The sequence below is a fragment of the Candidatus Lernaella stagnicola genome (assembly GCA_030765525.1).
Lineage (GTDB): Bacteria > Lernaellota > Lernaellaia > Lernaellales > Lernaellaceae > Lernaella > Lernaella stagnicola.
This window is the reverse complement of the sequence record JAVCCK010000002.1, coordinates 36664-61694: the sequence shown is the minus strand read 5'-3', so window position 1 is coordinate 61694 and position 25031 is coordinate 36664. Positions and strand designations below refer to the sequence as shown.

Sequence of the window (25031 nt, the reverse complement as noted above, 5' to 3'; positions counted from 1 at the left end):
ACTTTACCGGCCGCCGTCGCCCTCGTCTCTTGCCTCGTCGCGCGGTGAATCCAAGAAGTTGAATGTTGCTTTCAATGCCGAAATGGGTTGAAATGCGAAACGTCGAATTGCTAGGGTTTTGTCCCGTCCGCACCGGATTGACGACTTCGAACAAGGGTACGACTCAAGATGAAAATCGTCCTGATCAACGCGTTGGCCAACAAGGAATTCTTGCTTTACAGCGAGGTCTTTCAGCTCGAATTGGTGAACCTCGGCTACCTGTCGGCGGTGCTGTTGCGGGACGGACACGAAGTGGAAATCATCGATCAGATGCTCCACCGGATGGCCGACGCCGAGGTAGTCGACCGGGTCGAACGTTTCCGGCCGGAGGTCGTCGGCCTGACCATCACGACGGCGAATATCAGCAAATCGCTGGAATTATCCACCGCGATCAAGGCGCGAACCGGGGCCACGATCGTTTGCGGCGGGTATTACCCGACCCCGTTTCCCGAGATCGTCAAGCACGACGAAATCGACCTGGCCGTCCTTGGCGAAGGGGAGAACACGCTGCGCGAGATCGTCGACCGGCTCGGACGAGGCGAAGACTTGCGCGGGATCGCCGGCACCGCTTGGTTGGATGAGGGCGCGGTTCGCGAAGGCCCGAAGCGCGAGAGAATCAGCGATCTGGATTCGCTGCCCTTCCCGGATCGCCGTTTTTCGCGGCCGGACATGATGCGTGTCGGTTTTCTTTCCAGCAATCAGGCCAAGGACCGTTCGCTGCCGGTTGTCACGTCGCGGGGCTGCAATATGAGTTGCGGTTTCTGCGCTAGCCCCGTCATGTGGCACGGCGTCTGGCACGGCCGTTCGCCCGAAAACGTCATCGAAGAAATCCGCGAATTGCGCAACAAGCTCCGCGTCAATTTCCTCTTCTTCCAAGACGAAGAACTCAACACCGACCGCGACCGCGCCATGACGATTTACCGCCGCATGCGCGAAGAAAAATTCGGCATGAAGTGGACGACGCAAACCTCCATTCACTTCATGGACATCGAGTTAGCCGACGCGATGATCGACTGCGGCCTGAATACCCTTTACCTGGGCTACGAATCCGGCGCGCGTGAAATTCTCGACAAGATGCCGAAGCGTTACAGTCTGGACAAAGCCCTGATGTTGAACGAGCACCTGCAAAAGCGCGGCGTGTTCACGACCGGCAATTTCATGCTGGGCTTCCCGTGGGAAAGCCGGGAGACGTTAAAACAAACCTTCGCTTTCGTGCGCAAGTTGAACCTCGATATTTCGATCGTCATCTATTACCGGCCGCAACCGAAAACTACTTTCGCCGACTTGGTGACCCGGGAAGGATTCTTTGACCCGGCCACCTTCCAGGAAACCAACCACAACCCCTTCGCGCCGCCGATGCCGACCTATCACCTGACCAGCAAAGAGGTGGAGCGCGCGGCCATGACCTTCATGGTCTCGACCTATCTGCGGCCGACCTACTGGTTCCGCGTTTTGTATCGAATCATTCGACAACCGGTTCGCTTGCGCGCCTATTGGGGATTCGCGTCGGTCGTGCTCTCCAGCACGATAAGGGCGCTGACGTGGAAGTATCTGCGGCGCTCGCCGGCGGATTCAGCCGCGAAGTGACAAGCGTTCGGTCCGGTCGGGTACGCTAATCCAGGGAAGAAAAAACCTCGCGCGCCAAGCGCCGTCGATTTCGTTCGAATCGGTCGATCATCACACCGCGATGGAAAAGCGACTCCCAAACGGTGATCGCCAGGTGGGCAAGGGCGTTCTTCGGCCCGAGCCACCAGAGTTTCCAGAGCAAAAGGTTTTTCACAAAATACCAATTCGCTCTTCGCTTCAGGCGATTGCGCATCACGAGTGTTTTCAGGTCGTTGATGTGCTCGAGGGAAAAATCGCCGCGGCGGTAATCGGCGTGAGGGTTGCCGAGTTCCAAATCCGCCGGGAGTTCACCCAACATGGCTCGCAGTTCGGTCCCTTCGTAGGGGCTGACCGATTGAATCGAGACGAAATCGACATCCAACTGCTCCGCGTACGCTACTGTCGTTTCCATCTCCTCTTCGGTTTCGGTGGGAAAGCCGAGCAGGAAAAACGCCCAGGTATGCAATCCGTAGCGCCGCGCCAGATTCGCCGCCCGCTCCGCCTTTTTCAAATCGAGGTTCTTGCGAATCAACTTCTGCAGGCGCGGAACGGCGGTCTCGACAGGAATGGCCAGGAAGTAGCAGTTCACTTCGGCGAGCAGCTTGACGAAAGGTTCGTCCAGCAAGTCGGCCCGGATACCCGAACCGAAACCGACCGACGCCGCGGGCAGTTCGTCACGGACGCGAGTGAGGATCTCCGTGGCACGATCGTAATCCCAGTTGAACAAGTCCTCGTTGATTTCGAAACGGCGAATGCCGTCGCGGTCGTACAGCAGGTGCATTTCTTCCAAGACGCGGTCGGGCGAGCGAAAGCGATACTGACGACCGAAATGATTGTGGCAGAAGATGCATTGAAACGGGCATCCGCGGCTCGTGAACACCGCGGCATACGGCGAACGTTGAAAGCACATCGACATGAATTTGCCGTAGCGCGCGAAATCAATGCGGTCCCAGGCAATGAAGGGCAGCTCGTCCAACGAATAGGAAATCGGGGCGGACGGATTGAGGTGCAGGCCGCCGTCTTCCCGATAAGCAAGGCGCGGAATGCTGCGGTAATCTTCGCCCGCGGCCAGCGCCCGCACCAAGGCCGGCAGTGCGTCTTCGCCCTCGCCATGAACGCCGAAATCTACCGAGGGGCAATCCATCGCGTTTTCATGATTGGCGCTGACGAAGGGGCCACCGACGACAACGGGCACGTGGGGCAATCTCTTTTTGAAAAAGTCAGCCACCCGGTGGGCGAAGCGCAATTGGTGGGATGCGGAGCTAAGCCCGATGACGTCGGGTTGCCGCGCGACGATACGCTCGAGTTCGCGGCGAATGTCCCGCGGCTTGACGATCAACAGATCAAGCGCGGCGCACACCTCGACGCCCTGCTTCTCCAACACGCTCGTGAGTTGATAGATTCCCATCGGCATCGTGACGCAAGGATTAACCTCCGAGACGTATTCCGTGCGGATCAGCGCGACCCCGGACATCAATCCTCCTCGCGGCCGGCTGCGAGACTAGCCACGGTCGCACGCCAGTGCTTCGAGGGTTTTGCGCAAGACTTCGGCCCGCTCTTTCTCCAGGCTGGGTACGGTGTATTTGCGTCGACCCAGCAGCCCTTCGCGCAGGAGGTTGAACGCATGGCTGATTACCTGCCGGGGGCCCATCCACCAGAGTTTCCAGAACGCAATGTTGAAGAGGAAATACCAGTTGGCCGGATTGCGCAGTTGCCGGCGCATCACGCGCAATTTGCGGTCGTTGAGGGAGTTGACCACGCCGTCGGTATAGTCGGCGTGAACGTTGCCCAATTCACTGCCGACCGCGTGGGAGCCGAGCATCTCCCGCAGTTGTGTGCCTTCAAAAGGATTGGAAGTCTGAATGGCGCGGTAGTCGATGTCCATCGCTTCGGCGAAGTCGATCGTCGCTTCCATTTCCTCGCGCGTTTCACCCGGGAAGCCGATCATGAAAAAGCCCCACGTGTGAATGCCGTATTTGCGCGCTAGGCGGGCTGCTTCAACTGCCTTGGAGATGTCGAGATTCTTACCGATGACCTTCTGCATGTGCGGCACGGCGGTTTCCACCGGGATCGGCAGGAAATGACACCGCACGTCGCGCATCAGTTTGAAGATTTCCTCGTCGAGGCGGTCGGCACGCAGACCGTTGCCGAAACCGACGCGAACCCCGGGCAGTTCGTCGCGCATGCGGGTGAGGATTTCCACGGTGCGCGCGTGGTCGAAATTGAAAATGTCGTCGACGAACTCAAAACGCCGCAGGCCGTATTCGCGCCACAGCAGGTGCATCTCTTCCAGTACGTGGTCGGGCGAGCGGCCGCGAAAGCGGTTGCCGAAAATCTTGTGGCAGTAAATGCAATTGTACGGACATCCGCGGCTGGTCATGATCGCCGCGAACGGCGAGCGCCGAAAACACATCGAGAGAAAACGCCCGTAGTAATCGAAGTCGACGCGGTCCCATGCCACGAAGGGCAGTTCATCCAGCGGGATGTCCAAGGGATGCGACGGATTGACGTGAACGGTTTCATCGTCGCGGTAGATCAAGCCCGGGATGGAACGATAGTCTTCGCCCGCTCGCAGGGCTTGGATCAATGCGGGGAGGGCTTCTTCTCCCTCGCCGTGCACGGCCATATCCACTTCGGCCCGCTGCAGCACGCCGTGTGGATCCGCACTGGCGAAGGGGCCGCCGAGCACAATCGGCGTGTCCGGCAGGCGGCTTTTGAAAAACCGCGACACGGCGCGCGCGAAGGGCTGGTGGTTGGATACGGTGGACAAGCCGATCATCTCGGGGCGCGCGTCCACGACCCGTTCCAGACGGGCGCGCAGGTCGGTAAATCGCACGATCGATGTATCGACAACGTCGATGACCTCGATACCTTTTTTCTCCAGCACGGAAGTTAGCTGCAGAATCCCGAGCGGCATCATTACGCACGGATTGAGCATGGAAAGGTATTCCGTGCGAATCAGCGCTATTCCAGACACAGCGAAAACCTCCGATCCAACCGCCGGAGCAGCCTTCGCTTGAGTGGTAGCGGCGCCGCAATGCTCACGAGCTTCCACAGAAGCACGTCCCATCGCACGGCGAACCGCCAACGAAACTCGGAGGAAATCGCGAACCAATACCGCGGTCTGAGGAAGCGTCGCCGGGTGATTTTCAACGCGCGTTCGAGCAGTCGCCCGCCCTCATCGTCGTCGAAGCGATACCCATACGCGCCGTCGATGTCTTCGGGATTCAGGCGCGCGCCATCAGGATACACCATGTCCCACAGGGCGGTGCGGGGATAGGGCGTTACCATCGAGAAAACGGGAACCACACCCGGTAATTCACGGGCGAGGGCGAATGTCTGCTCGATTTCCTCGGGAGTCTCGGTGGGGAAGCCGACCATGAAGCAAACGAACGACGCAATTTGATACTTGTCCAGCAAGCGCGCGGCGTTTCTGATCTTGTCGACGTCGAGGCGCTTGCGAATCATTTTCTGCAAGCGGGGGCTGCCGGTTTCGGCGGCCATCGGCATGAAGTCGCAGCGCGCCTGTTTGAGCAGTCTCACAAACGGTTCGTCCAGAAGGTCGCCCCGCACGGCGTTGGGGAAGGATATCCGCAGGTCGGGGTAGTCGTCGCGGATTCGCCGAAGAATCGTCGCCGCGCGCTCGTATTCGAGGTTGAAACAATCGTCGATGATTTCCAGCCGGCGGATGCCGTGCTTGCGGTAGAGCAAATCGATTTCCGCCAACACGTGCGGCGCACTCCTCGCGCGAAAACGGCGACCGAAGTAGTTCTGGCAGTAAATGCATTCGTAGGGGCAGCCGCGCGACGTATGAATGCAGGCGCGTTTCCCCAGCCGGAGCGAAATGGAAAGGGTCCGCGCGTAGAGATCAAAATCCATCAGATCCCAAGCCGGTTGAGGCAGGCTGTCAAGATTCTCGATCGGCGCCACCGGTGGATTGACCACCGTACGATCGCCCTCTCGATAAGCGAAGCCTGGGAACCCGCGCCACGGGTCACCCGCCTGCAAAGCCGCAAGGAGGTTGGAAAACGCGGTTTCGCCCTCGCCGATCACGCAAGCATCCACCGGCAGGTTTTCAAGCACGTAGTCGGTGTTGGCCGTCGCCAGCGGCCCGCCGACCACGAGAAATGCATTCGGTAAGCGCTTGCGGACATAGTGAGCCAACTGGCGGGCAAATGCCGCATGGTGCGAGTGGGCGCTGAAACCGACTACGGCCACGTCTTCGCCCAGCGCGGCGTCCAAGCGGCTTTTCGCGTGCTTCCCCTGCAGGACGCGGAAGTCCAGCAGCGTCGGCTCGTGACCCGCCTGCCGCGCCACGGACGCGAGGTACATGATGCCGAGCGGATTGGTAACCCACCGATCGGTTTCGGTGATTCGTTCGGCTTTGATCAAGGTGATCTTCATTGCGTTGGTGCCCCGCCGAGCTGTTTGGGCGCACGCGATGGTTCGCGGCGACCGGGAATCAAGTCTAGGGTATCACTGCGGCGGGGGTCAAACTGAAAGCCGATCTCCGGAGGCGTGAGCGGCCGATGGACGTGGTTTAGCGCGGCGTTCGTTGCGGCTGGGTTCACCCTGTGGGATACTCGGCGCGGTTCGAACACACCGATTGGAGCTACGTTGCGCGCCCTGACCGAAACGAAACTCGACCTGCAATACGCGCTGTTTGTGCGCAAGCCGCTCATGCTCGCGCGCCTCGGTATGACCGTGTTTCGTGGCTTTTTCATGACGCGTGAGCCGCTTTGGTACGTTGATTTCGGCGTGGATTACGAGTGCAACTTGAATTGCCGACACTGTTACGCCCAGGCGCTCAAACAAAACGACCGGCGGCAAATGACCGTCGCCGATTACCGGCGGGTTGCGGCCGAATGTATGCGCTTGGGTACGATCAACTTTTCCTTCGAAGGCGGCGAACCCTTGATGTTCGATGCACTGCCCGACATCATCGCCGCGTGTCGCCCCGATCGAAACATCATTTCGATCACGACAAACGGCACCTTGCTCACCGCGGCGCGCGCCCGTGAATTGCGGCGAATCGGCGTCGACATCTTGACCTTCAGTTTGGACAGCGGGATCGCAGCCGAACACGACGATTTTCGCGGCCAACCGGGCGCTTTCGAAAGTACCTTGGCCGGCATACGCGTGGCGCGGGAAGCAGGCCTCCGCGTTCTGCTGAACTCCGTGTTAACCCACCAAAGCGTACAAGGCCCCGGGCTTCAGCGCCTGATCGAAATGGCCGAATCCTGGGGTTGCCTGCTGTATCTGCTCATGCCTGCGGCAGCCGGTCGCTGGCTGGGCCGGCAGGACATGTACCTGAGCGAAGACGACCTGCGTTTTGTGGATGAGTTGACCGATCGCTTGCCGCACGTGCGCACCGATTTGCAAGCCAATCGCGGTCAATACGGCTGCGGTGCGGTCAAGAAGAACATCTACGTTACTCCGTACGGCGACGTGATGCCGTGTCCCTTCCTACACATCGCGGCAGGCAACATTTTCGAGGAATCGGTCGAGAAAATCCGGAACCGGGCGCTGGCGAATCCGTACTTCGGGCGCTATCACGAAAAGTGCCTTGTCTCCACCGACCCGGAGTTCATCAGGAAGCATCTGAGCAAGACGGCAACCGCCGATCGACTGCCGCTTCCTTGGGACGAAGCGTTTCCCCCGCAAGAAACGCGGGATTAGCGGAGCTTGATTGTGATTCGCGATTCATGCTACCCCAAGCGGCGTATGGCGTTTTCCCGCTTCCTATTGAGTCGGCGGCCCTTAAGGTATTCTTTGAACACGGACGTTTGCGCGGCAAAGGTGAAATGGTCGCATCGACGATGAAAAGCACAAGTTACGAGAAAACCAAAACCCTGCTGGTTCACGTCCACAATCGCCGGCGTATTCGTTTCAATTTGAGCGGCCTGTTCCCCATGTTGCCGTTGGGAATCGCGATGCTCGGCGCGGCCTTGGAGCGCGCCGGTCACCCGGTCGAATTGCTGGACCTCTCCCTGAACGAAAACCAAGGCTTGGATGTCGGAGCAAAGGTGCGAGACGGCGGATTCGGCGTCGTGGGGCTGTCGGCAACCGTCTTCTCCCTTCCCGAGACGGCCGAGTTGGCGGCTTCGATTCGCCGCGCCGCGCCGCAGGTCGTCATCGTCGTCGGCGGGCCTGCCACGGTGTTCCCGCCCCAGACCCTTTTCGAATACATGCCGCAAATCGACGTGGCGGTGCTCGGCGAGGGTGAACAAGCGCTTGTGGAACTTCTGGAAGCAGGCCCCGATCCCGACGGTCGGCGGCACATCCCCGGCGTCGCTTACCGTCATGACAACGAGTGGATCGTCAATCCGCCCGCGCCGCCGCAGCCCATGGACGAGTTGCCGCTGCCGGCCCGCCATTTGTTGCGGCGCGACCGCTATCACATCCACCCGCCCTTCGGTCGCTTCGCGCCGGTAACCTTGGTTGAATCCGCGCGCGGCTGCCCGAACCACTGCGCGTTCTGTTCGCTGCCGCGCATCTGGCGCGCCCGTGGCGTCGAACACGTGATGGAAGAAGTGGATCAAGTGATTCGGGAAGACGGCGCGAAGGAAATTCATTTCGTCGACCCGACGTTCACCGTCGATCCGGACCGCGCCCTTGAACTGGCCCGGGCGCTGGCCCATCGAGGTCTCCACTTCACGTTCAAGACCCGTATCGACGCGGTTACAGTCGATTTGCTGCGGGAGATGCAGCAGTGCGGTTGCTACCTGATCAGCTACGGCGTGGAGTCGCTCTCCGATAGCGCTTTGGACCGTTTCAGCAAGGGTCACCAAGGTAACCTCAGCCTGGAAGTGTTGCGGCAGACCGATCAGGCGGGAATCGACTCGCTGGCGTATATGTTATTCGGCAATCCCGGCGAAACCTTCGGCGATGTCGTTCGCACGGTCGGCCAATTGGTCCGTTCCGGAAGTGAGTTCGCCTTGTTTTCGGGCTTGTTTCCCGACCCAGCCTCCGAGTTGACGCACAAGGCGATCGCGGCGGGTAGTCTCACGGCAAAGAACGTTGCGGATTACTATTTTCGGCGCGGCCCGTTGCCCGATTCGCCTTTTCCAGATACGCCGAGTTCTCGAATCGTATGGCGTCGGGTGCTTGTGGCGTTCATTCTATTTTATTTTTCGCCTCGGACCTTGTGGCGGCTCGCGCGGCGGGCGACAACCTATGGATACTTCGGCGGCTTTCTGAAAGCCGGTTGGAAACTTGTGGGAGACTTTTTCCGCGCCGATGACGTGACGTAGCCCGGGACCGCCAAAGGGCGTTCTTGTCACAGCGCGGAGTTGACCGACTCAACGGGACGGAATCGACGGATCACGATGAACTGCCTATTTGTTCACACGCCGAAATTCCGGAATTTCTACAATCCCATCGGATATTTTTCGCTGGGCGACATTCCTGCGAGCGGGCTCTTCTCGCTGGCCGACCACCTGGACCGGCGCGGGTACGGCGCGCGCATCCTGCATCTCGGCCTGGAGAAAAGCCGCGACCCCGATTTCGATGTCGTGCATTACCTCCGTTCGCAATCGCCGCGGGTGGTTGGCCTGTCCCTGCATTGGCACTATCAACTGCCTGACACCATTGCTTTGGCGCGAGCGATTCGACGCGGCGTCCCCAACGCGAAAATCGTGGCCGGCGGACTGACGGCGTCGCATTTCGCCGCGGAACTGCTGCGCTTAGTCCCGGAAATCGACTTCGTTATCCGGGGAGAAGGGGAGGCGCCGCTCGCTGAATTGTTGGCGTCCTTGGAAAACGACAGCGGCTTCGAGGCGGTTCCCAATTTGAGCTACCGCGCCGGCGGAGAGATTCGGCACAACGCAATCGGCTTTGTGGCCGACCGCGCGTTTCTGGCCACCGCCGATTTTGCACGCTACGATTTACTCGAGCACAGCCAAGACTACTTCCGGCTAGCCAATCACGTGCTCAGACCGCTGAGTCTGCCAGGCCGCGCGGCAAACCGCATGTTTCCTTCCGGGCGGCTGGGCCACGTGGTGACGATCGGCCGCGGCTGCCCCGTGGAATGCTCCTATTGCAGCGGGTCCAAATCCACCACGGCTACCACGACCGGGCGGGAAAATACGACGCTCCGCCCGATCGATTCCGTCCTCCGTGAACTGCGCTCGCTGAAGGAATGCGGCGTCAACGGCATCTATTTCGCCTTCGACCCATACCCGTACGCGTCCTACTATCCGCGCTTGTTCGCCGCGATTCGCAACGCCGGTTTGAAATTCCACGCCGGCTTCGAAAGTTTCGCTTTGCCCGACGAGCGTTTACTCGACGCGTTTGTCGAATGTTTCGGCGCGGGAACGGAAAACGAAATTCTGCTCGGCGTGGAAAGCGGCGACGAAACCCTGCGTGCAGCCAATCGCGGCTATCCCTTTACCAACGACGCCTTGTGGCAATCGCTCGAGGCGATGGCGCAGCGGAATCTGGTTTTCAACATCAGCTACACGCTGGGCTTGCCGGGCGAGACGACGCAAACGCTCCAGGCGACGCAGGACATGTGGCGGCGCGTGGCTCGCCGATATTCGACACAAGCGCGGCAGAATGCGACCATCATTCACTTGTCTCCCGGTTCCCCTGCGGAGAATAAGCCGGCAGACGCGAAGATCGCCATCCAGCCGGCGACCCTGGCGTCGCTGTTGGAAACCCACCGCCACGGAATGGGTCGCTTGATGGGCGCGTGGGGCCATTTCCCGATGCGCCACGAGTGCCTGACCCTCACGGGGCGTGATCCGACCCCGGCGGGCGTCACCGAGAAGATCCTACAACGAACCAAATGTCGCCATTTCTGCCCGCTGTCGGCGCGCGGCCTTCGCTACCCGTTGAATCGACTCGTCTGCGAGTGTCTCGGGTTGTTTTGGCGGGTAAAAGGCGTACGACGAAGCCGAGTTTCCGCCGTTCCCAGTGGCGGGAGCGACGTCGTTTATGATTGAATGACGACATGACGCGTTACGGAGACTCAGCTCAAGTGGAATACGAAGCGACGGCCGACGGTCGCCGGCGGCAAGTCGAATTCTGGCACCTTTGCGACTCGGATCGCGTGTTCGCCAGTTCCCCCTACTTACGCATCGCGACCTTTCCGCACCTGGGCATGCTGACCTTGGCCGCGATTTTGCGGCAAGCCGGATACGACGCGATCTACCGCGACCGCGCCTACGACACCATCGATGGCGACACGGTCGAACGCACGATCGATCGCCGCCCCGTGTTTTTGGGAATTTACAGCAACATCGCGCTCAAGGACGACGTCTGCGAATTGATAAGCGAGGTGCGGCGCCGTGATTCCGACCTGCCGGTGCTGATCGGCGGGCCATCGCATTTCCACGCGGACGAATACTTCGCGGCGGGCGCCTCGGCGGTCGTGGCCGGTATGGCGGACGAGGTCATCACCGAGCTTGCGAACCGGCTGCGCAGCGGCCGATCCCTCGAGGGCGTACCGGGAACGATCTTACCCGGCCAGCCGTGGGACGGATCGTTGGCGCCGTTTCCCGAAGACGTCGACGCGCTGCCGTTTCCGGCCTCGGACTTGGCGCCGCCGGGGCGCTTCCGCAACGATTTGGCGTTTATTCAAAAGCAGCCGTGGTACGTCATGCTCGCTTCGCGCGGCTGCCCGTATCGGTGTCACTTCTGTTCGCGGATTTATCCTCCCGAGATCCGCCAATATCGACTGCGCAATCCGGAACTGATCGTCGCGGAGATGCGGCATCTGCATGAGCGATACGCTACCCGCCACATCAAATTCCAGGACGACACTTTCGGCGGCCAATCGGCTTGGTTGCGCGAGTTCTGCGAACGGAAAATCGCGGCGGCGCTCCCTGTGGAATGGAACGCGTCGAGCATTCCCGTGTGCCTGCAAAACGAGCCGGAAGAAACCTATCGGCTGATGAGAACCGCCGGCTGCACCAGCTTCCACTTCGGCTTGCAGTCCAGCGATCCGGAGCAGTTGCGGCGAATCGGCAGGAGCCCCGAGGAACCGCGAATTCTCACGGAGATCATTCCCCGTTTGCGACGCGCCGGGATTTATTCGCTCGTCGATATCATCATCGGCCTGCCGGGGGAGAACCGCGCGACCATCGCCTCCCACGCGAAGTTTTTCGCGGACCTTCCGGTGGATATGATCCAGGTCTTCCCACTGCAAATCGTTCCGCACACTCGCCTGGCCCGCGATTATCCCGAAGGTCATGTCACCGAGCTTTCGAGCGGCGAGATAGATGACGCCGTTCGCAGCATCACGCGTGGTTTCATGCTGAAGCCCCGTACGATCATCCGGAACCTCGGGTACATCGTGAAAAACAATCCCCGCTACCTTCTGACCCTGGTTCGGCTCGTGCCGTACTTGGCGCGACTGGCGTTTGGTCGGTATAGGATGGCTCGCGTGCCGGGGCCGGCGGTCGGGAGCGAGCCGCGGAAATGAAAGTTTTACTCGCAACCCCGCCGCTGCACCCGTATCAAAGCTACAATTTCAAGTTCCCGCAATTTCCGATTTTCAATCTCACGCTGTTGGCGGCCTTGATTCGCGACCGACACGAAGTCCGCGTCATCAACCATGCCGCCGCGATCGACCGGCCGCATCTTGTCCTGGAAATCGCCGACGAATTTCAGCCGGACGTCGTCGGTTTCGCCGTTCCCTCACCGGTCAGTGCGCTGCGCCTGGCTGACGCGATTGCGGATCTGAAAAAAAGGCATCCCCGCGTACACGTCGCATTGGGCGGCCCGTTTCCGACCGTCGAGCCGCGGTATTGTCTCGAACGACTCGGGGCCGACGCGGCGTTCATCGGAGAGGCTGACGCCGCGTTTCCCCGTTGGCTTGACGATCCCGATGCGGCATCGGCCCCCGGCGTGCTGACAAGAAACAACGTCGGCGGAGACTCGGAACCGGTCTGGAACGACGACCTCGACGCGCTTCCTCCGCCCGCTTGGGACCTGTTGCCGTACCACCCGGAGATTTACACCGGCCGGCGGGCCGCGGCCGTGGAGATGTCGCGCGGTTGCCCGTACGAGTGCGAGTTCTGCACGGTGCATCGTGTGGGGCCGACGTACCGCGAGAAATCACCGGTCGCGATGCTGGCGGAATTGGCGCGCCTTTGGGCGGACGGCGTTCGTGAACTGCTTTTTGTCGACAATTCCTTTGCGCTCAACGAAGGTGCGGTGGATGAACTGGTCGAAGGCATGTTGTCGCACGGTTGGCGGTTTGAATTCGGGGCGTATTTTCGCGCGGACACCATTGCGGCCCATCCGGAAATGATTCGACGCCTGGCCCAGGCCGGGTTGCGGTATGCCATCGTCGGGTTCGAAAGCTACAGCGACAGCGCCCTCGCAACTATGCGAAAAGGCGCGCCCGCCGAGCGCAACCGCCAAGCCGCCGACATTCTGCGGGACGCCGGCGTGCGCAGCATCGGTAGTCACATCTTCGGCACGCCCAACGAAAGCCCCTTTGAAATGCTGCGAAGTTTCGCACACGGGACGCGCGACTCCGACGTCTTCAAAGCGGGGCTGTTCACACCCTTGCCGGGGTCGCGACTGCACGAGCGGCTTGCCGCCGAGGGCCGTCTTGCGGAAACCGATCCTTTGGCGATGGATTACCGACATTATCGGGTCGGTGGACGCTTGCGCCGCCTCGGCATACCGGCGCTGACGATGGTGTTGCTCGGCGGCTATTATCTTTCGCCTTGGCGCTTGGTCCGATGGCCGTTCCTCGACACGTGGTCGCGGATGTTGCATCGCGTCGAATACCGTGCGCTCTTGGGTCGCCTGCGCGCCGAGTGGCAAATGCGGGGGCGTTCGGCCCATCAAGGGGGCGGACGTGGCGATGCTTGATTACCTGGTCGTCGCGCCGCCGGCCGGCGATCTTCCCTTCGTGTTCCCGCTCGGTTTGCCGGACCTGGTCCGACGCTTGGGCAGGCCGACGCGTGGCTTCTACGCCGAGGAAGTGCCCGCTGCGCTGGTGGAACAGGTCGGCGTCGCGGTCGTTCCGCTGCACTGGTATTACTCGCTGGCGCCGGCGGCCGCATTGTGCCGGCGGTTGAAGACGATCAATCCGCAATTGAAGATCGTAACCGGCGGCTACACTGCTTCTGCGTTTGCCAATGAAGTGTTGGAGCGCGTGGCGGTCGATTTCCTAATTCGCGGCGATGCGGAGGAACCCTTCGTGCAACTGATGACCGCGTTGCTCGACGGCGGCGACCCGCATGCGGTTCCCAACGTGTCTTGGCCGGGCGGAAGCACGCCGCTGAGTTACCAGGCGGATTCGCAGACCCTCGCGGATTTCGACAACCGCGACATCTCGTGGTTTCCTTCCTTCGCGCGAATCGTTGCGGCGACGCAGCGGCTACGGGAACCGTCTTTTCTTTATCCCTGGGTCGTCGTATCCCGCGGGTGCGTCTTTGATTGCCCCGAGTGCTTTGCCTCGCCCGCCGCGCAGCGCGTCTTGACCGGACGGGCGATGATTCTCCGCCCGGCGGAGGCCGTCGCGGCCGAATTGCGGCATTGGTCGGGGTCGCCCGAGGTGCGGCACGTCCACTTCAACAGCGACTTTTTTTCCACCGCGCCGACCGGCTGGGGCGATCGTATTCTCGAGGACCGATACGATTTGGCGACCTATTATGAATGGTATCGCCCGCCGCAAACCCCCGACGTGGAAAAGCTGCTGCGTTCTTTTCGCGACGTGGTGTTCGGCGTGTTCTATCGACCGGACGGCCGCTGCGCTCACCCCGAATCCGCTGCCCCCGATGACAGCGCCGCCGCGCTTGCCTCGTTTGCGGAAAGCTGCCGCGGTCGAGCCCGCATCCTCTTGTACGTCACACCGAGTCTCGCCGTCGGCAAGCCGGATTACGTGCGCACGACCCGCCGCATCCGCCATGCCGGTCCGGTTCAACTTAGAACATTCGAAGAAGCGCCTCTGCCTCCAATCGCCTCAATGACGCCGGCAGATCGCCGGGAGACCGCCGACGCGCTTTTCGCGGCGAGCGAAGCGGCCATACCGCGTTTGATGCGCCAACACCGGCTGCTGGCATTCGTGTTCCTGCGCCTACCGATCCTGTATTCGGCACTCTCGCGACTTTCGGGTTTTCGAACCGGCTTGCGGTTGGCGTGGAACGCTTGGGGGCGAAGAAGCGCGAAACGCTGACGGGGCTAGTCGCAATCCCACGGCGGCAACGCGGGCAGTTCCGGCCCCTGCCACGGCCTCGATGTGCGATGGGCGAAGACACGGCGGCTGGCCTCGTCGAAACGAATGACGTAGTTCTGGCCGAACACGTCCAGGTACTTCGGATACTCGAACCACAGATCAAGTAGAAAGCGGTCGACGAGTGCGACGCGCGGGCGCGTAAACTCCAAATCCCGAATCAGATTTTCTTCGATCCCTGACGCGCGCGGGTCAAACAAGCGCTGGCATTCCCGGCTCGCGAAGAAACACTGTACCTCGTGCGGGATATGCCGGCTGATCCGGAATACGAAATCAAGGCCGAGATCGCCGACCACCGCGAGACCCAGAGACCACGCCGCGGAGCCGCGTCGAAATACGTGCAGCGAGTTCGAAGCCATCGCCATCTCGTCCCGGCCGACGTGTTCGTTGAAATAGCGAATCGCCGCGGATTGCTCGCGCCGCGTCACGAAATGTTCGAAGAGAAACGGATCGTACAGCTTGTAGAGCGTCACAAACGCTGCGCGCGGATTGGGCTCCGGAATCTCGGCCAGTGCGGCCTGCAATTCAACCAGCCGCCGATCGACGGCGCGGCGTTCCTCCGCCGGCCTGCCGAGGTTGGCGTGCGCCGTGAAGATGCCCGACGCGGCGACGGCAACGACCAGCCCGATCACCACGCGGCTCCGGCCCTGTCGCCAGATGCGCGCGCCGGCCAGAGCCATCATGGCTGCGACGGACAACGCGGGCAGCAACAGGTCCTGCAGATAGAACTGCCGTTTCACAAGCGGCACGAAAAACAAAGATATCGCCGCGCCGATCATCATCGCCCGCGTGAAACTGGCGAAAGCGGGCGCCTCGTCGCTGGGGCGAAAAAGGAAATACGCGCTCGCCAGCCCGCATGCCCAGAAGATCGGTTGTTGGGTCATCAAGCGGAAAATTTGGATGTTCGACAAACCTTCGATCAGCGTCCCGTGCAGTTGCAGGAAACCATCCAGCGGTCCGGAAGGAAGTTGAAGCAAGACGTCAAGCAGCGGCCGAAACATTGCGATCAGCATGGCAACGGGAATCGTCGCTCCGATAAAAAGCAGGCCGAGTATTTTGAGTCGCGACGTCGGTTTTTCATCCGTTTGCCCGCGAAGATGCAAGGCAAACAGCACAAAGGAGATGAGATAGGGAGCCGCCAAAACTTTTACGCCGACCGCGAACATGGCGCAGAAGCCGGCGGCAATCGTCGCGACGACCGGCCAACGTCGATCGGCCGCGAATTTGAGGGTGAAGAAACCTGCCGCGAGGAAAAACAGGACGAAGGGATCGTATCGAATTTGCTGCGCCGAAATGAGAAAGGGCGCGGAAATCGCGGCGGCAAAAACGCCGATGGTGGTCGATATCAAGCCCGCCCCGCAGCGAACGAGCGTCAGAGCGAAAAACACGAGCGCCGCCATCGATACCAGCGCCATCGCGGCGCGATACGGCAGTAAGTCGCCTTCTCCCAGGACGCCGAATAACGGCTTCAGCATCAAATGCAAGAACGGAGAGCGCGCTAGGTCGCAGACCTCAAACAGAAACCGGTCGCCCTGCGCGTACTGCCAGGCGAAATGCGCATGCGCGAGTTCGTCCACGTTGTAGGGCACGGCGCACATGAAGAAGCCGCGCCAAATCAGGTAGACCGCCGCCGCCGCCAAAAAGTACGGCCAATACCGGCGCAGCGTGAGATCGTGACTACTCATCGGCATCCTTGGCGCAGCGGAAACCTACCTGCGAAACGCCGCGATCCGGGCGCCAGAACAGTCGCAGCGTCGGCCGCACGTGGCGCGGGTCCGTGTGCCAACTGCCCCCGCGTAACGCGCGGTAGTGACCTTCCACGATCAACTCCGGGCGGTCGAATTCCAGCGGAAGGTTCGGCCACCAATTCACCGCTGGATGCGTATACCACTCGTCGCACCATTCCCACACGTTGCCCAACATGTCGTAGAGACCCAGGGTGTCCGGCGCTCGTGTCGCCACCGCCCGGGGACCATCCCCCGCGTTCCCCGCGTGCCATGCACGATCATCAAGCGGCGCGCGATCGCCGCCCGAGGCGCCAAACCGCGCCGCGAGCTCCCACTCGGGTTCTCGCGGCAGGCGTTTGTCCCGCCACTCACAATATCGCCGCGCGCCTTCCCATGTGACGCCGGTGACCGGCTGACGCGGGTCGTTGTAATTATCTTTGTCCAAGCTCTTCGCGGGCGGGCACGCACCGGCGTCGACGCATTGACCGTACGCGCCGTTGGTCACTTCGGTGCGGTCCAGAAAGAAAGGTCGAATGTCCATGTCGAGCGGTTTTTTGGCGGGCCAGGGCTTTTCGTCGCTGAACAAGTGGCCGGGAAGGGTGGCCGCCCCCATGGTGAAAAAGCCACCGGGAACACGCACCATGCCGTCGGGAACGACGCCCGCCGAAGCACGGCCGCCGACAACCAAAAGCGTTGCGGCGAACACAACGAAGGCCGCGCGGACGAATGCAGAAGCGACTTTTCGTGCCATATGGCGGCGTCCGGTCAAAGAAAATCTCTTTCGTTTTTATAGGAATACGAAATCGGTGAGAATCTAACACAACGCGTGCGGGCACTCAATGGACGCGAGGTTCCAGCGGCAGCCGGAAGCGCGCCGAACGGCAGCGTGAGCCCGCGTGTTAGCTCGGAAACACACCACAGAGCTGTTCGCCGGTCACGATATTATCGTCCACGAAATTTTCTTCGGCGATGCGTTCACAGTAGTATGCGGTTTCGCCTGCAAGAGTTCGACCTTCGACGCCGAATTCCACGCGTTCGACAAGCAGGTCCGTGTCACAAATCGATTCCTCGGGAGATAAGCGAATCTCGACGACCAACACCACACGATTCTCGGCGGTCAACCATCCGGTCACGTCATAGCTTCCTTCGAGGAAGTCCCAGAGCGGATTGAACGGAACCACCAAGCCCGAGATCGATCCGTCGGTTGCGAAGTTCAAGTAGTAAAAGCCGTCGCAGGTTTCGACGCCGCCCCAATGGTCAGATACGTGAAACACGGCATCGAACCCATCTTCGCATGATACGGGCGCCGCCGTGCGTTCATCGCCGCCGGCGATTTCCGGCGCGGCGGGTCGATCCTCGAGGGCGTCGTCACCGTCCTCGGGCGAAGGCTCCTCACCGGTTGCGTCGCTGGCGGGATTTCCTTCGTCGTCGTTATTCGCCGGCTCGCCGGTACTCAGGCGATCCTGTCGAGGAGTTGAATCATCAAGGCAACCCAAGGCCAGGATGAGAAGGAAAACGAGGCACGCTGCGGCAATTGTATTTTTCATGTCACACCCTTTTTTTCTCTTGAAAACAATAGCAACTTGCCCAGCCGGGTCAACATGGCGCCGTTTTGTTCGTCGTGATCTTGGGCTTCGCGATGCCGGCGTCCTTTTACCCCAATTACAAGGATATGAGATCCGATGCCTACTACGCAGCCGCCATGTCGGCCGGACGTAATGGGTCCATGGCGCAAGAAATCCATCGGCAGGAAAACAATCATTACGTCGACAATTTGGAGGAGTTGTTGAAGGTTGACCGGGGACTCACGGACGATGCGCAGGTCACGTTTGTCTTCGGCTTCGTCAGCGAGAGCGGATTCACTTTCACGACCCAGCACGGGAAAGACAAACAAAAGCGAGAGGTGGAATTCAACTACCGAGACAACTAATTCGAGATTCTTTCCACGCGTTATCTGACCGTCAGTATCTCCGTCGTCATATCAACAACCGGCACGGGCGGCGCGGCGTCTCCCAAAAGATTGATGATCACTTGGGGCAGCCCGCGATAGCGCAGCCGCGCCGTCACCGTAAAGGGGCGCTTGGTGGCTTTCGGGACGGCGAAACGGAATTCCTCATCGCGGTAACCCGCCGCCGGGATGCGGTAATCGAACAGGACGCGATCGGCTTTGAGAATGTTGAAGGTCGGTTCGCCCGTCGCATCGCCCATCGCGGTGTGATAGAGGACGGTATCTTTCGATAGAAAACCGCTTTTGGACTCTTCACCCGAAACGAATACGAGCTTGCCCGCCGCGTCGATCACCTTGATTTCCAGCCAAACCTGCCGCAACTCGGTCACGCCGGTGGGAATATCGTGTCCGGCTCCCGTGTTTTTCACGCGGACCCGCAGCGTCGCCACGTCGCCGGTTGTCCACGGTCCGGCCTGCAATTCGATGGCGGCGCAGTGTTGCAGGCGCTCGGTCGCCATTTGGACCGCCGTGCCGTCGTCCCCCAGCAGCGGTGGCACGAAAACGTTGCCGCCGACCGTGCGGTGACGCCAGACGTGCGGACGCTGCGGGCCGTCGTCGGCGGCGTTACCGGGCCGATCAGGCCGCGCCGTGATGCCCGTAGCGGGAATGCCGGGTGCCTGACGCATGTGGCAGTCCTGGCAGTTAACGGTCGTTTTCGGGTCGTCGGTGGAATAGGGGCCGGCGAGCCATTCGGTGTAGGTCGTTTCCAGGGGCGTGCCGTAGTCGACGTGCCGCACTTGATGGCAGCCGCCGCAGAAGGCCGACGACGTGTGCAATTCAGAGAACTCGCATTGGTGATACTCGCACGCGCCGTCATTGCGCGGCCCGCGTTTGTTGCCGGGTTCTTCCTCGCCGTTGCCCGGATCGAGCAGGTGTCCCGTGTTTCGAATTTCGTTCAAGCCCGCGACGCTATGGCAGAAATCACACGCGATGTGGCTGTTGGTTTTCTTCTCGCCCATGGCAAACGGTTGCTCGGCGGAAGTCATTACGCCGGCGCCATACAGCAACGGTGCATGACACTTGATGCACAACTCGGCTTCGTGTTTCTCGGCCGGTGTCTTCGCCTCGGCGGCCAGCGTTTTGGCGATGGCTTGATAGACGGGGTCTCTGAGCGCAGCTGCGTGCAAGGTTGTGCTCCACTCACCGTGAATCGTGCTGTGACAATCGCCGCACACATCCGGCGCGACGAAGCGTTCCATCGACCAGGCACCCTTTTCGACCGGCAAGTTTTTGGAAGCGGCCACGGCGAAAACCGTGGCGGTCAGCATAACCAAAGTTACAGCGACTAGTTTGGACATCCGCATCACAATCCCCCTTGTCGGAAGCGTCCCTAGCATACCGCGTTTGTCGAATTATTTGGAGAGTCTATTCAGCATCGGAGAACAGAAAATGCGCGGCGCTCGCGGTTGGTGAGGTACGCGATTTGGCAGGCCAGGGCGGACTCGCCGCCGTCTTCCGGATCGCAGGCCAACAGGGTATCGGTCGCGGCCGGCGTGAATTGGGCGGGGGCAATCAACACGCCCAGAAGCAAAGTCATTTGCCGCGTGGCGAAACAAAGTGCGGAATTACACCGCTTAGTAGCTGATCAACTTCACGCCCGCGTCGTCGACCAGGCCGATCCCGCGTACGTACACCTTGTCGTCGCTCTCGCAATCTTCGAGCGGATTGAAATCCGTCACCGACATCGTGTCAGTGAAGTCGCCGGCCGGCGTCGAGATTTCTCCACCGAAGCCCGTGATCGAGCCCATATCCTCAGCTTCGCCCACCCAGTATTCCTGGTAATAAGCGTCGCCGACCTGCGGATCGCCGGGCATGAGGATACCTGCTTGAGCGCCGTTATCGCCCGCGCGCCAAGCTCCGTCGTGGCTGACGACTTCATCGTCTTCGTAAATGTCGACGTCTTCACCGAAGTAGCAGACCGTGCCGTCGGCCGCCTGGGCGAACCAGTTCCAGGATACTTCGATTAGGTCGCCGTCTTCGTATTCGGTTTCGCGCACGACGCGCGTCTCGACGCCCGCGACCGTTTCCACTTCGTCCAACACGTCGATTTCCACGCGAATCGTCTCGCCGTCGTCTTCACCTTCCAAAACGAACCGGTCGCCAACCACGAGCGGCAACCACGGATTATCGATGGTGGTAGAGAAGGCCCCGTTGACGGGGTCGCAAACCGAGATGTCGAGCGTCGGATCCGGACATTCACCTGCTTCGTCATCGTCCTCGTCATTGTCGTCGCAGCCGATTGCCCATAGGGACGTTGCCAGCGCGAGCACCAAGAACAAAAACAGTAATCTCCGATTCATGTCTTTGTTTCCTTCGGTTTTCCGAGTTCGTATTCTTTTCCAGCCACCCGTATGGAAGCACCAATAATCGAGCCAAGCAAACGACCTGCGTTGTGTGTCAGAAGCGTGGTCAAGCGGCCGAATGTGACAAGGGTTAAACGGCAAGGTTTCAGCGGAGCCAAAAGTTAGCGCCGCCCGCGCAGACCTTCGAGCAAAGCGCGCAAACCGCGCCACGCATGCTCCATCCGTACGCGCCGGGATAATAGCAGGCGAAGGATCTTACGCGGTCGCAAATAAAAACGGCGCATCGCCAAATTCTGCAAGCGGACGAGTCGGCGATGGGTCAGGTTTTCGGGAACGTACAGCGGCTCGATGTCCGGCGCGTTCAACCAAGGGTTGTAGAGCGCGTAATCATCGGGATTGTGCAGGCGGTCGTGCATTTCGGTATAGAAACAAGAACCGGGATAGGGAATGGCGCGATTGAACTTCGCAAAGTCGGTGTCCAACGAAATCGCCAGGTCGATGGTTTGCCGAATGCTCTGCTCCGTTTCGCCGGGCAAGCCAATCATGTAAAGGCCCAGGCTCTGGATGCCGACTTGGCGAGTAGCTTTCATCACCTGCCTGGCCGCGGCCAGCGTGGCGCCGGGCTTGATACGGTCCAGCACATCCTGATTGCCGACCTCGAATCCGAAGATGATCATCAACAAGCCCGCTTCGCGCAGGTGACGTAGTAATTCCAGATCGGCCGAATCGACCCGGCATTCGGTGACCCACTGCACGCGGCGATGCAGATTGCGGCGGATCATTTCGTCGGCAATCTCGTGGCCGTATTGTTTGCTCAGCGGGAAAATCGCGTCGGAAAACCAGAAGAAGTCGACGCCGTGCTGGTCGAGATTAGCCTCGATTTCGTCGACGACGCCTTCCACCTGCCGGCGGCGGACATGCGGCACCATGGCGTTTTGGCAGCAAAAATAGCAGTTGTAAGGGCAGCCGCGGGACGTTTGCACCGCCAACATCGTCTTTTGAAAACGAAACAGCGGCGGATTCAGGTACAGGTGAAGGGGAAACAGGTCCCACGCCGGAAACGGCAGGTTGTCCAAATCGGGCGGCGTGGCCAGTTCCGCGGCCAAATGCCCCGCGTAGCTTACGCCGGGAATATCGGGCTCGGTGTTTCCAGCCGCAAGACTCCGCGCCAGTTCGACGATCGGCAGTTCGGCTTCACCGCGAACGACATAATCCGCCACTTGCTCGGCGATGATCTGCTCGTGGAACAGCGTGGCGTGGAGGTTGCCCGCGACAATCGGGGCGGTGACGCCGGCGGACCGTAGCGCGGCCGTCGTCTTTTTTAGCGCCGGGTAATCCGGGGAGAGGCAGGAAAAGCCGATGAAATCGGGTTTCTCCCGAACGATGGAATCCACCAGTTGCGCGGTGGTGTGACGAGCCGCGAATTGGTCGATCGCCGCGATATCGTGGCCGTCGGCCCGCAGTACCGCCGCCAGGTAAGCGAGGCCGTGTGGGGCGAACGCTTCCGAGGCGCGATCATAGGCTCCCAATATCCGCCGGTCGGGATCGCCGGGATTGATCAAGACAATTCTCAACGTTCAGCTCGCTTCATCAAGGCTGTGCAACCAGTTTGCCAGTTCACGAGCGTACAAATCGCAACCGGTTTCGTCCAGGTGACCCATGTCCCGGTGCAAATGGGCGCGGAGCTGCTCCGGAAACGGCCAGTAGGGAAGTTCGTGTTTCTCGAACAAGTGCTCCAGGCAATTGTCGGAACAGGTCACCGGCTCATCGAACGAAATGATCCGCGCGAGGGCGCCGTGCTCCGACGCAATCCGCTGAACGCTGAGCGCGAAGCGATCGAGGGCCGCCAGTCGCTCTTCTTGGGGACTCTCATACCGCTGAGTTGCGGCTAACATCTCGGCGAATACGACGCGGCCCAGGTAAAGGTGATGCAGCAGCGAAAACGTGGATTCGCTCCAATGCTGAGTCAGTTGGCAAACCGTGGGCGAAAAATCGTTCTGGGTGATTTGCATCAAGACCACATCCGGCGAAAAGCGAACGGCGTCCGTCATCAAGTGCGCCTCCAGTTCCGCCAGGTTATGACTGGGCACCCCGAAATTCAGCACCTCGGTGTTCGTGTCGCCGCGCTGGTTGAGGTGGAATTCCAATCGACTGGGGTAGTCGCGCTTTTCCGCAACGCCGGGACAGAACGTGAAGGAATCGCCGACCACAACGATTCGCCGGACCGACGCGGTCGCACGCGGCGGCCTGGCCGGACCGCGATATCCGTATCGATTGACCGCGTGAACGACGGGCGAAATCTTCTTGAACAAACCGGTGTGCGTCACGCGCGCGTTCTTCTTCAGGATCACGCAGGGGAGGTCGTTGCGGTCGAACTTCATTAACCTTCCAACCGCGTTGTTGCCGAGACACAGCCGCATCGCGCCTTCGGCGACAAGAAGCAGCAGAAGAACGCCGAGCAACGCGCAGCCCACGATTCTAAAAACGCGAAACCGCGGTGTCGAAATTCCCTCTGCCACTTTGTTATCACTTTCCTTGAGTCGCGAACGCGATCGCCCTGCATATCCCGTGGAATGATCTCAGCTTATAACACGGCAGACCTAACCGGGGGAAATAGCGTCCTCCATCCGCGCCGGAAAAGGGGATCGAAGCGTCGGCCCGGCCTCCGACTTCCGGCGGTGCGCGCGAAAACAGAACTTGACGAGGACGGAATGGAACACTATATAACTAACCGGTTAGTTACTAAATGAGGCGGATGGACGTATGACTCGCAAAACGGTCCTCATGTTGCTGGTTGCCATCTTCGTCGCGGCCCACACGGCGATCGCCGAGCCGACTACGCTCAGCTTGACCGAGGCCATCAATCTGGCGATGCGCAACAATCACAAAATTCAGATTGCTCAAACCCAAGTGTATCAGGCCGACGCCGAGGCCCGCAGTACCGCGGCGCGCTTTTTTCCGATCCTAAAGGCCGACGGCCACGCTCTCTGGTGGAACGATGCTTACGAAATCGACGTGATGGACTTCGTCGAGGTCGACCCGGCCATTCAGGTGTTGGTTGACTACATCATCGGCGATTTGCCGCCCATCGAACTGCGCAGCGACATGACCACGGAATTCAACCTGACGGCCATCCAACCGATCACTCCGCTGTTCAAGGTTTACCAGGGCTACCAGGCGGGCCGGGCGGCGAAAACCGCCCGCCAGGCCATGGCGCGACGTACGCGGCGCGAAATCACGTTAAAGACGATACAAGCCTACTATCAACTGTTGTCGGTTCTCGAAATGCGCGACGTGGCGCAGGCGGCCGTGGACACCATCAGCGCGCATGTGGATCAGGCTCAGGAATTCGCCAAGCAGGAATTCATCGGCCGACATGAACTTCTCACCGCGGAAGTGGAACTGGCTAGCGCCCAAGAAATGCTGATTCGAGCGAAGTCAGGGGTCTCACTGGCCAGTTCGGCTCTTGCGCATGTCATGGGGCTGCCGCTGGACGTCGAACTCACGCTGACCGACCGGCACATCGAGGTTCCCGGCGGTCTGCCCGATTCCCTCGACGACGCGCAACGCCTGGCCGATTTGAAGCGCGACGAGCTAATCGCCCTGCGCGCCAAGGCGAAGGCCACCGAGCGGCTGGAGAAGTTGGCGTACTGGGGACTCACGCCCGACTTGGCCGCGGTAGGGCGTTACAGCTACCACGACGGCAACCTCTTGCACGAAGAGGAAGAGATGTTCGCCGGACTGACCATGGAATGGAATTTCTGGGAATGGGGGCGTCAGTGGCACACGGCCAAAGCGGCCGGTTGGCGCCACCGCCGCGCGAATCTTGAAGCCATCGAGGCCGCGCAGTTGGTTCGCTTGCAAGTCAAGCAGCAGTTCTTGCGGCTCGACAGCGCGCGGCAACGGTTGGCGGTGATGGACAAAGCCGTCGCCCGAGCCACCGAAGCGTTGCGCATTTGCCAGCTTCGCTTTGAGGAAAACCTCGACACCTCCATCGACGTGATGGATGCCCAAACCCGCCTGACCAAGGCGAAAGCCGATCGCATCAAGGCCGAATACGATGTGCTGACCGGCAAATCCGAACTGCTGCTGGCCACCGGCGCGGACCCCTGGACGGTCGAGTCGTCGGCGGATCGAGCGGGCGATCAGTAAGT

Annotated in this window: 20 protein-coding genes; 9 read left to right on the top strand and 11 right to left on the bottom strand. The window is 60.5% G+C overall.

The window, feature by feature from the left end; translation table 11 throughout:
• Window positions 1-168 precede the first annotated feature (168 nt).
• Window positions 169-1626 (top strand): radical SAM protein, encoded by a 1458-nt coding sequence (locus P9L99_00290; protein ID MDP8221768.1) that lies wholly within the window; start codon window positions 169-171, stop codon window positions 1624-1626.
• A 25-nt stretch (window positions 1627-1651) separates the two neighbouring features.
• Here the strand turns inward: P9L99_00290 and P9L99_00285 are convergent, their stop codons facing one another.
• Genes P9L99_00285 through P9L99_00275 form a run of 3 tightly spaced genes read right to left on the bottom strand, consistent with a single transcriptional unit; the run spans window position 1652 to window position 6048 of the window.
• Window positions 1652-3118 (bottom strand): cobalamin-dependent protein, encoded by a 1467-nt coding sequence (locus P9L99_00285; GenBank protein ID MDP8221767.1) that lies wholly within the window; start codon window positions 3116-3118, stop codon window positions 1652-1654.
• Between the two features lie 27 nt (window positions 3119-3145).
• Window positions 3146-4621, bottom strand: a complete 1476-nt coding sequence (locus P9L99_00280) for a radical SAM protein (protein ID MDP8221766.1) — start codon at window positions 4619-4621, stop codon at window positions 3146-3148.
• Window positions 4609-6048 carry a radical SAM protein gene (locus P9L99_00275; protein ID MDP8221765.1) on the bottom strand — a complete coding sequence of 480 codons (1440 nt, stop codon included), beginning with the start codon at window positions 6046-6048 and terminating at the stop codon, window positions 4609-4611. Before P9L99_00275 ends, P9L99_00280 begins: the two co-directional genes overlap by 13 nt.
• A 213-nt stretch (window positions 6049-6261) precedes the next feature.
• Between P9L99_00275 and P9L99_00270 the strand changes: the two genes are divergently transcribed.
• The 6 genes from P9L99_00270 to P9L99_00245 all read left to right on the top strand — a co-directional run bounded on the left by P9L99_00270 (window position 6262) and on the right by P9L99_00245 (window position 14782).
• Window positions 6262-7323, top strand: coding sequence for a radical SAM protein (locus P9L99_00270; protein ID MDP8221764.1), 1062 nt, complete (start codon window positions 6262-6264; stop codon window positions 7321-7323).
• A gap of 140 nt (window positions 7324-7463) precedes the next feature.
• Complete coding sequence (locus tag P9L99_00265) at window positions 7464-8897, top strand: radical SAM protein (protein MDP8221763.1); 1434 nt, start codon at window positions 7464-7466, stop codon at window positions 8895-8897.
• 75 nt (window positions 8898-8972) lie between these two features.
• Window positions 8973-10589, top strand: coding sequence for a radical SAM protein (locus P9L99_00260; GenBank protein ID MDP8221762.1), 1617 nt, complete (start codon window positions 8973-8975; stop codon window positions 10587-10589).
• Between the two features lie 8 nt (window positions 10590-10597).
• Window positions 10598-12070: a radical SAM protein gene (locus P9L99_00255; GenBank protein ID MDP8221761.1), complete on the top strand. Its 1473-nt coding sequence runs from the start codon at window positions 10598-10600 to the stop codon at window positions 12068-12070.
• Complete coding sequence (locus tag P9L99_00250) at window positions 12067-13473, top strand: radical SAM protein (GenBank protein ID MDP8221760.1); 1407 nt, start codon at window positions 12067-12069, stop codon at window positions 13471-13473. Before P9L99_00255 ends, P9L99_00250 begins: the two co-directional genes overlap by 4 nt.
• Window positions 13460-14782, top strand: coding sequence for a hypothetical protein (locus P9L99_00245; GenBank protein MDP8221759.1), 1323 nt, complete (start codon window positions 13460-13462; stop codon window positions 14780-14782). The genes P9L99_00250 and P9L99_00245 overlap by 14 nt, the downstream gene beginning before the upstream one ends.
• A gap of 5 nt (window positions 14783-14787) precedes the next feature.
• On the opposite strand, the gene P9L99_00240 is transcribed toward P9L99_00245, so the two are convergent.
• From P9L99_00240 to P9L99_00230, 3 genes are all read right to left on the bottom strand, one after another.
• The gene (locus P9L99_00240; protein MDP8221758.1) at window positions 14788-16524 is read right to left on the bottom strand and encodes a hypothetical protein; all 1737 of its coding nucleotides are present in this window, start codon (window positions 16522-16524) and stop codon (window positions 14788-14790) included.
• On the bottom strand, window positions 16517-17317 hold the full coding sequence (locus P9L99_00235) for a formylglycine-generating enzyme family protein (protein MDP8221757.1): 801 nt from the start codon (window positions 17315-17317) through the stop codon (window positions 16517-16519). Before P9L99_00235 ends, P9L99_00240 begins: the two co-directional genes overlap by 8 nt.
• A gap of 148 nt (window positions 17318-17465) precedes the next feature.
• Window positions 17466-18113 (bottom strand): hypothetical protein, encoded by a 648-nt coding sequence (locus P9L99_00230; protein MDP8221756.1) that lies wholly within the window; start codon window positions 18111-18113, stop codon window positions 17466-17468.
• A gap of 179 nt (window positions 18114-18292) precedes the next feature.
• On the opposite strand from P9L99_00230, the gene P9L99_00225 reads away from it, so the two are divergent.
• Entirely contained in the window at window positions 18293-18496 is a 204-nt protein-coding gene (locus tag P9L99_00225; GenBank protein MDP8221755.1) for a hypothetical protein, read from the top strand.
• A gap of 20 nt (window positions 18497-18516) precedes the next feature.
• Here P9L99_00225 and P9L99_00220 read toward each other — a convergent pair whose 3' ends face one another.
• From P9L99_00220 to P9L99_00200, 5 genes are all read right to left on the bottom strand, one after another.
• A complete protein-coding gene (locus P9L99_00220; GenBank protein MDP8221754.1) occupies window positions 18517-19872 on the bottom strand; it encodes a multiheme c-type cytochrome in 1356 nt (451 codons plus the stop codon).
• A gap of 71 nt (window positions 19873-19943) precedes the next feature.
• Window positions 19944-20111, bottom strand: coding sequence for a hypothetical protein (locus P9L99_00215; protein MDP8221753.1), 168 nt, complete (start codon window positions 20109-20111; stop codon window positions 19944-19946).
• A 37-nt stretch (window positions 20112-20148) separates the two neighbouring features.
• Window positions 20149-20874, bottom strand: a complete 726-nt coding sequence (locus P9L99_00210) for a hypothetical protein (protein ID MDP8221752.1) — start codon at window positions 20872-20874, stop codon at window positions 20149-20151.
• Window positions 20875-21038: 164 nt separating this feature from the next.
• Window positions 21039-22451, bottom strand: a complete 1413-nt coding sequence (locus P9L99_00205; protein ID MDP8221751.1) for a radical SAM protein — start codon at window positions 22449-22451, stop codon at window positions 21039-21041.
• A gap of 3 nt (window positions 22452-22454) precedes the next feature.
• Window positions 22455-23396: an SGNH/GDSL hydrolase family protein gene (locus P9L99_00200; GenBank protein MDP8221750.1), complete on the bottom strand. Its 942-nt coding sequence runs from the start codon at window positions 23394-23396 to the stop codon at window positions 22455-22457.
• Between the two features lie 244 nt (window positions 23397-23640).
• Here P9L99_00200 and P9L99_00195 point away from each other — a divergent pair, with 244 nt between their 5' ends.
• Window positions 23641-25029: a TolC family protein gene (locus P9L99_00195; protein ID MDP8221749.1), complete on the top strand. Its 1389-nt coding sequence runs from the start codon at window positions 23641-23643 to the stop codon at window positions 25027-25029.
• Window positions 25030-25031: the final 2 nt, after the last annotated feature.

Excerpts from the sequence above, each read along its gene's own strand:
- P9L99_00240 (MDP8221758.1), bottom strand. The coding sequence starts at position 16,524 with ATGAGTAGTCACGATCTCACGCTGCGCCGGTATTGGCCGTACTTTTTG.
- P9L99_00230 (MDP8221756.1), bottom strand. The coding sequence starts at position 18,113 with ATGAAAAATACAATTGCCGCAGCGTGCCTCGTTTTCCTTCTCATCCTG.
- P9L99_00290 (MDP8221768.1), top strand. The coding sequence starts at position 169 with ATGAAAATCGTCCTGATCAACGCGTTGGCCAACAAGGAATTCTTGCTT.
- P9L99_00220 (MDP8221754.1), bottom strand. The coding sequence starts at position 19,872 with ATGTCCAAACTAGTCGCTGTAACTTTGGTTATGCTGACCGCCACGGTT.
- P9L99_00265 (MDP8221763.1), top strand. The coding sequence starts at position 7,464 with ATGAAAAGCACAAGTTACGAGAAAACCAAAACCCTGCTGGTTCACGTC.
- P9L99_00195 (MDP8221749.1), top strand. The coding sequence starts at position 23,641 with ATGACTCGCAAAACGGTCCTCATGTTGCTGGTTGCCATCTTCGTCGCG.
- P9L99_00215 (MDP8221753.1), bottom strand. The coding sequence starts at position 20,111 with ATGACTTTGCTTCTGGGCGTGTTGATTGCCCCCGCCCAATTCACGCCG.
- P9L99_00285 (MDP8221767.1), bottom strand. The coding sequence starts at position 3,118 with ATGTCCGGGGTCGCGCTGATCCGCACGGAATACGTCTCGGAGGTTAAT.
- P9L99_00250 (MDP8221760.1), top strand. The coding sequence starts at position 12,067 with ATGAAAGTTTTACTCGCAACCCCGCCGCTGCACCCGTATCAAAGCTAC.
- P9L99_00235 (MDP8221757.1), bottom strand. The coding sequence starts at position 17,317 with ATGGCACGAAAAGTCGCTTCTGCATTCGTCCGCGCGGCCTTCGTTGTG.
- P9L99_00275 (MDP8221765.1), bottom strand. The coding sequence starts at position 6,048 with ATGAAGATCACCTTGATCAAAGCCGAACGAATCACCGAAACCGATCGG.
- P9L99_00260 (MDP8221762.1), top strand. The coding sequence starts at position 8,973 with ATGAACTGCCTATTTGTTCACACGCCGAAATTCCGGAATTTCTACAAT.
- P9L99_00255 (MDP8221761.1), top strand. The coding sequence starts at position 10,598 with ATGACGCGTTACGGAGACTCAGCTCAAGTGGAATACGAAGCGACGGCC.
- P9L99_00225 (MDP8221755.1), top strand. The coding sequence starts at position 18,293 with ATGGCGCAAGAAATCCATCGGCAGGAAAACAATCATTACGTCGACAAT.
- P9L99_00210 (MDP8221752.1), bottom strand. The coding sequence starts at position 20,874 with ATGAATCGGAGATTACTGTTTTTGTTCTTGGTGCTCGCGCTGGCAACG.